Source organism: Thermogladius sp. (assembly GCF_049970955.1).
Lineage (GTDB): Archaea > Thermoproteota > Thermoprotei_A > Sulfolobales > Desulfurococcaceae > Thermogladius.
The window spans coordinates 1-7,062 of sequence record NZ_JBMFLY010000045.1 but is presented as its reverse complement, the minus strand read 5'-3'; the positions used below and the strand labels follow the sequence as shown (position 1 = coordinate 7,062).

The following is a 7,062-nucleotide window of genomic DNA, read 5'->3' as shown; positions in this document are numbered from 1 at the left end:
GACTTTAGTGGAGGAAGGGCGTTCGGCGTTATTTTGATACAACTATGAGTATGAACAAGAGGGCCTCGAGGCCTAGCAGGAGAGCAATCGTGATCGAGATCTTCCTCTTTACGTTCATGGTTATAGCATATAGTCTATGCTGTTAATATGTTTAGCCTTGTTAACCTTTAAACACCCTTTAAAGTATTTAACCCTCTACTGCGATAATTAATCGAGGGCGTTGTTCAAGAGAAGAATTCAAGTGATGAGCGGCTCTACATACATGGTATCGCTACCTAAGGACTGGGCTAGGCTACACAACCTCAAGCAGCACGACGAGGTCGTCATAGAGATACTGCCAGACTTGAGCCTGAAGATCAGCCCCGTGCAGTCTAGGAGGAGCTTCGAGAAGTCCTACACATTCTACTTGAGCGGCCTCCGCGCCTACGACATGATACAACTAGTGTCAGCCTACCTCGCGGGCTACGACGAGATAAAGATCAACTGCGGGAGGTGCTCAGCCGACTACGCAAGGAGTGTGGTGAGAGAGCTCATCAACAAAACGATCGGGCTAGAGATAGTCGAGACGAGCCAGTTCGAGTACGTGGTCAAGAACGTGGCAGGCGACTTCAGCATAGGCGTCGACGAGATCATCCTAAGAGTGTTCAGGATACTTAGGATGATGCTTCAGGACCTCTCCAATGCTATCGCCAAAGAAGCAGGGAGAGACGCATACCTGGAGATCGCCGAGAGAGACAGCTTGGTGGACAAGCTGACCCTCTACGGGCTGAGGGTGTTCAACAAGGTGTTCATGGGCGAGATCCTGCCGAAGGACATCGGGTTTAGGTCGTTTGCGGAGGTGAACGTGTACTACAACATTCTCAGGAACCTCGAGAGGGCTGTGGACCACGTCGCTTTCCTCGCGAGGGACCTGAGCGACCTCGACGGTAGGCTAGACGAGAGGGTGAGGGAGGCGACGCTGAACCACATCAACACGCTCGCAGACTTCTGCGACAAGGTTATGAACCTCTACGCCTCCAAGAGCGGGAAGGACTTCTCCAGCCTACTGAATGTAGAGTACGAGAACGTGAAGAAGGCGGAGGAGACCAACAAGCACATAATCGCCTCTAACCCTAACTACTTCTTCATCTACGATAACCTCTACAGGGTCAGGGGCTACCTCCTGGACATAGTAGAGCTGGTGAGCGACATAAAGTACCTGACTCAACGCCTACAGTTCGGAGAAAGCTAGCTTCAAGACATGGCGGATGTATGCCGAGATCACTTTAAGGCCCAGTTTAGACTTGCCTTTCTCTCTCGATGTAAACACGTACGGCTGGTCGCACACCTTCGCTTGCCGAGCCCTCCGTAGTAAGTCCAGTAGAACCTTGTAGCCCCTCGGCTCAACCGTGTCAAAGTCTCCGATCACCCGTCTCCTAAAGCCGAAGAAACCCGACATAGGGTCGCTCGTCTTGCGCGACTCGGGGATGAAGAGCCAGGCGATAACGGCGGCGCCCCTCGACATCAACCTTCTGTACCAAGGGAAGCCCATCACGCCTCCGCCTTTTGCATACCTCGATGCTACTACGACGTCGCACCGCGAGAGCTTCTCCACGATCAGAGGGATCACCTCGGGTGGGTGCTGGAGGTCTGCGTCCATGACAACGACGAGGTCCCCGTCCGCGTGCTTCACCCCTTCGACGACCGCGGAGGCGAGCCCTAGCTTCCCAGGTCTCTTTATCACCTTGACCGGGTAGAGGCCGCTGAGCTGCTGAGCCAGCTCTGCTGTGCCGTCCGGCGAGTTGTCGTCCACAATTACGACCTCGTAATCCCATCCATGCGGCCTGATCGCCCCGTCGATCCTCCTCAGGAGCGCCGGTATGTTGTCTCTCTCATTGTACGTCGGAACAACGATCGAAACCTTCATACCGGACTACCGGATTACCACGGCACTACGATTATATTTCCTTATCGGTTCATATAATTACCTTAGCCAAGTTCGGTGTGAGGCTTGCAACAGGGCTCTAACGAGTTCCTGGAGTGGCTCAGGAGTGTCGAGAGGAAGTGGCAGAAGCTGTGGCGTGAGAGCCACGTTTTCGAGCCTGAGCCGGACCCCGCCAAGCCTAAGTTCTTCATAACCGTTCCATACCCGTACACCAACGCCCCTCTCCACATAGGCCACGGTAGGACTTACACGATAGGCGACATTATAGCCAGGTACAAGCGTCTCCGCGGCTATAACGTCCTGTTCCCAATGGCCTTCCACATCACTGGTACACCTATTGTAGCGATATCCGAGATGATCTCGAGAGGGGACAAAAAGGTAATAGCCAGGTACGAGTCCTACGTGAGGATGTACCTCAGCGACGAAGAGAAGGTGAAGGAGACCCTCGAGTCCTTCAAAGACCCGCTCAAGTTGGCGGAGTTCTTCGCAGAGAACGTCCACGTCGACTTCGACGCCCTGGGCTACAGCATAGACTGGAGGAGGAAGTTCCACACGGGCGAGCCGCTGTACAACAAGTTCGTGGAATGGCAGTACCTGAAGCTCTGGGAGAAGGGGCTCTTGACGCGGGGGAGCCACTACGTCACCTACTGCCTACTCCACAAGCAGCCGGAAGGGGAGGACGACATAGAGGACGCCGACGTGAACCCCGTCGAGATAGTGGAGTACACTGGTGTCAAGTTCAGGCTGGTGGACGGCGGGGACGTGCTCTTGGCAGCGACGCTTAGACCCGAGACGCTGTACGGGGCGACGAATCTATGGGTCAACCCGGAGGCCAAGTACGTTAGGTTCAAGATGGGCCAGGAGGTCTACATCACCTCCGAGAAGGCGTTCGTGAAGCTCAAGCACCAGTACCCCGAGCTGGAGTTCGAGGTCCTTGAGGAACTACCGGGAAGCGGTCTCCTGGGTCGCAAGGCCAGGAGCCCGCTCGGGCAAGAGCTCGTAGTCTTGCCAGCGTGGTTCGTGGACCCCGACCTCGGGACAGGCGTTGTGTACTCCGAGCCGAGCGACGCCCCCTACGACTACGTAGCCTTGAACGACCTGAAGAAGGACAAGAGCCTCCTGTCCAGGTACGGCCTGGACCCCTCACTAGTGGACTCGATAAGCCCGATCAAGATCATTGACGTCCCAGGCGTGGAAGGGCACTACGCGCAGTTGGTAGTCGAGTCAATGGGGATAAAGGACCAGTACGACGAGAGGCTCGAGGAGGCTACTAGCATAGTTTACAAGGAGGAGTTCTACAAAGGCCGTATGCTTGTCAAGGACCCGCTCGTGGAGGGGAAGCCGGTCAGAGAGGCGAGGGAAATCGTCAAGCAGCTACTGATCGGGAGGGGCGACGCAATAAGGTTCCTGGAGCTCAACAGGAAGGCTAGGTGTAGGGCCGGTGGTGAGATCATAGTAGCCAAGATCGTAGACCAGTGGTTCCTCGACTACACCAGCGAGAGCCTCAAGAAGACCCTGCTAGACTACATCGAGAACAGGCTCGTCGTCAAGCCGGAGAAGTACAAGAAGGCGTTCGTTGACGCGATAAACTGGCTCGAGAAGAGGCCCTGTGCCAGGAAGAGGGGTATCGGCACGAGGCTACCCTTCGACGAGGAGTGGATCATCGAGAGCCTGAGCGACTCGACGATATACATGGCCTTCTACACCATCGTCCACAAGCTGAGGCAGGCCGGCGTCAAGCCGGAGAACCTGAGACCTGAGTTCTTCGACTACGTCTTCCTGGGCCAGGGCGAGAGGGAGAGAGTAGCCGCTGAGACGGGGCTTAGACCGGAGCTCCTCGACGAGCTGAGAAGGGAGTTCGAGTACTGGTACCCCGTTGACCTGAGGCACACGTCGACGCCCCACATATCGAACCACCTCTCCTTCTACCTGATCCACCACGCCGTGATCTTCCCAGAGAAGTACTGGCCTCGCGCGATAACGCTCAACGAGCCCGTCATCAGGGAGGGCGCGAAGATGAGCAAGAGCAAGGGAAACGTGATCAACCTGAGGGATATAGCCGAAAAGTACTCTTCCGACCTGTTCAGGCTCTACATCGCCTGGGCGGCCAGCCTAGACACGGTCTTGGACTGGAGGGAGAAGGACGTGTCGGCCACGGCGGACCTCCTACAGAAGTTCACCAGGCTCGCCCTCGACCTAATAGAGGGGAGGTGCGTCGACGTAGGCGAGGACGTTCTGTCGAGGTGGTTTAAGAGCAGGTTCTACAGGCTCGTTAAAGCCGGCGAGGAGGCGGTCGAGGCCTACCAGATTAGGGACTACGTCCAGAACGTGTTCTTCAACGTGCTGAACCTCATAGACAGGTACAGGGATATGAGAGGGTTCCTACCCTGCGACGTGAAGTATGTACTACAGGACTGGCTTAAGGTCCTCAACCCTGTAATCCCGCACTTGACGGAGGAGTTGTGGAGTAGAATGGGCGGTAGCGGGTTCCTGTCGACCAGTAGCTGGCCCAGCGGATACGAGGCCTACTTCGACGATGCCGCCGAAGCGCTGATCAACGAGGTGGAGAGGGTAGTCGAGGACGTAAAGAACATCCTGGGAGCCGTGGGTAGGAAGCCCCGCGAGGTCTACGTGATAGTGGCGTCCCAGTGGAAGAGGAGGGTCTTAGAGTTGGCAATGAAGGGCTTGGAGCTAAGAGATGTGATAAGGGAGGTGTCTAGCACGGTCGGCGCTGGTAAGGAGAGGCTGGTGTCCGAAGTATACAGGGCTTGGAAGTCGGGGCAACTAGACAAGGAGGTGGTGAGGGTCGATCACAGCCTAGAGCTCGACACCCTGAGGAGGCTGTCCGAGTACATAGGCAGGAAAACGGGTGCTGTGGTCAGAGTCGTGGGGGAGGAAGAAGCCCTCTCCATGGGGTTATCTAAAGCCGAGAAAGCGCTCCCCGGGAAGCCGGGCTTGTTCGTCCTCTTCGAGTCGTAGAGTTTGCCTCACGTAGCTGAGCGCGAGAAGGTGTTTTGTCCACGGGAAGTCCGCCCCTCTGCGGGCTATAAGAGAAATTTTTAATTTACTCGAGCCTTATCTTTATTTGACATCTCGTATCCAGGGCTCCATTATGGGTGCCGGCAGCGTTCTCATCAGGAACGCCAAGGTCTTCCTCGGTAAGGAGTTCGTTGAGGGCAACATCCTAGTAGAAGACGGCAAGATAGCGGCGCTAGGTAAAAAGGACTTCCCCGCCGAGAAGGTGATCAACGCGGAGGGCCAGCCGGTGTTTCCGGGCGGGATAGACATCCACGCCCACGTTTACGACCCCCAGTACACGCAAAACGAGGACTGGAAGTCTGGTAGCCTGGCCGGAGCCTTCGGCGGTCTCACCACCCTGATCGACATGCCGCTCAGAGTTTACGTGGACAACCTAGACGTACTCAAGCTGAAGGTCGAGGAGGCCAAGAAGAACTCCTACCTGAACTACGGTATTACAGCGGGCTTTATGAACGGGAAGAACAAGGACTCCATACCGGCCCTCGCGAGGGAGGGGGTTAAGACCTTCAAGGTCTTCACCGCTAGGCCCTTTAAAGCCGAGGACTACGACATTGTCGAAGTATTCGAGCAGGTGGCCAACGTCAACGGCGTAGTCATCGTCCACGCCGAGGACGACCCCCTCATAGAGCTCGGCGAGAAGAGGTACAAGTCCTTCGACAACCCGTCCTACTACCACTTGCACAGGACAGACAACGCCGAGGCCGCCGCGATCCTGAAGGTCGGGTTCTACGCGCTCGAGACCAGCGCGTCTCTCCACATCGCGCACCTCAGCAGTGCTAGAGGGCTCCAAGCGATCGAGTTCATAAGGCGCTTCTACAGTAAGGTGACAGTCGAGACGTGCCCGCACTTCCTCTACTTCACGCGAGACGACACCCTCAGGCTGGGCAACTACATCAAGGTCGCCCCCACTTTGAAAACGCAGGCAGACAGGGACGCGCTCTGGAGGGGCCTGGAGACCGGCGACATAGACGTCTACGCGAGCGACAACGCGCCCGCGCCCAGGTCCGAGAAGGAGAAGGACGCGTGGAGCGCTTGGGGCGGCATCCCCAACCTAGAGATAATGATGCCCTTCCTGTACACGTTCGGCGTAGAGGGGAGGAGGATCTCTGTGGAGACGTTCATTGACGTGACCTCGAGGAACCCGGCCCGGATACTCGGGATCTACCCGGTGAAGGGCGAGATAGCTATAGGCTCGGACGCGGACTTGGTTGTACTCGAGACGAGGAAGCCTCGTAGGATATCGGCTTCGACGCACCACCACAAGGTGGACTGGACGCCCTGGGAGGGGCTTGAGCTCAAGGGGCACCCGTTGCACCTGCTCGTAAACGGCGTGCCGATCATAGAGAAGGGCGAGCTAGTGGGCGAGCCAGGGCACGGGGTTTACGTGGGCCTCCTCGCGAGGAGGCTGAGGAAGGGGGAGTGAAAGGCCCCGTGTAGCCCCTTTGCTTAATACCCAGTCTCGCGCGAGTTATTGACTGGGGCGTTCATGGTAGACCTGCTCGTGCTTCTAACTCAGTACTACGTGCAGTTACTCGCTATAATGAACCCGTTCTCCGCCCTCCCTACCTACATCTCGCTCACGGAGAGGCTTGGCAAGGTAGAGCGGGAGAGGATCGTGAGGAGGGCCTTCTGGGCGATGCTAACGATAATGCTCGTTTTCACGTTCCTCGGGAGTACCATACTCGAGGTGTTCAACATATCGTTGGCTAGCCTCCGTATAGGGGGAGGGATCGTACTAATGGTGCTAGCCGTCGACATGCTCGGCGAGATGCCGAGGACGAAGAGGGTCGAGCCGACCGACATGGCCGTAGTGCCCATTGCCACCCCGCTGATCGTTGGGCCCGGCACCCTCACGACGATCCTGCTACTGACCAGCTCGGAGAGGTCTCTCACGAACACGGCTCTCATCGTAGTCGCCGAAGTGGTCGCGGCAGCGACGACTTACCTCATACTCAAGTTCTCCGACGCGTTGGTCAGGTTCCTGAGAGTCAGCACCGTGAGGGCGCTCGGCAGGTTCATGTCGATCATAATCGCCAGCGTGGCAGTGGACATGATAGCGAAGGGGGTCTACGGCTATATCGTAAGCGTTTACAAGTAAG

5 protein-coding genes are annotated in these 7,062 nt (G+C 56.8%); 4 read left to right on the top strand and 1 reads right to left on the bottom strand.

What is annotated here, in order from left to right:
* Positions 1 to 220: 220 nt before the first annotated feature.
* Complete coding sequence (locus tag ACP5VX_RS05665; protein WP_428724914.1) at positions 221 to 1,231, top strand: AbrB/MazE/SpoVT family DNA-binding domain-containing protein; 1,011 nt, start codon at positions 221 to 223, stop codon at positions 1,229 to 1,231.
* On the opposite strand, the gene ACP5VX_RS05660 is transcribed toward ACP5VX_RS05665, so the two are convergent.
* Positions 1,211 to 1,906, bottom strand: coding sequence for a polyprenol monophosphomannose synthase (locus tag ACP5VX_RS05660; protein WP_428724913.1), 696 nt, complete (start codon positions 1,904 to 1,906; stop codon positions 1,211 to 1,213). The genes ACP5VX_RS05665 and ACP5VX_RS05660 overlap by 21 nt on opposite strands.
* Positions 1,907 to 1,990: 84 nt before the next feature.
* On the opposite strand from ACP5VX_RS05660, the gene leuS reads away from it, so the two are divergent.
* From leuS to ACP5VX_RS05645, 3 genes are all read left to right on the top strand, one after another.
* Positions 1,991 to 4,903 carry a leucine--tRNA ligase gene (leuS, locus tag ACP5VX_RS05655; protein ID WP_428724912.1) on the top strand — a complete coding sequence of 971 codons (2,913 nt, stop codon included), beginning with the start codon at positions 1,991 to 1,993 and terminating at the stop codon, positions 4,901 to 4,903.
* Between the two features lie 106 nt (positions 4,904 to 5,009).
* Positions 5,010 to 6,386 carry a dihydroorotase gene (locus tag ACP5VX_RS05650; protein WP_428724911.1) on the top strand — a complete coding sequence of 459 codons (1,377 nt, stop codon included), beginning with the start codon at positions 5,010 to 5,012 and terminating at the stop codon, positions 6,384 to 6,386.
* A gap of 48 nt (positions 6,387 to 6,434) precedes the next feature.
* The gene (locus ACP5VX_RS05645) at positions 6,435 to 7,061 is read left to right on the top strand and encodes a MarC family protein (RefSeq protein WP_428724910.1); all 627 of its coding nucleotides are present in this window, start codon (positions 6,435 to 6,437) and stop codon (positions 7,059 to 7,061) included.
* The last annotated feature ends 1 nt before the right edge of the window (position 7,062 follow it).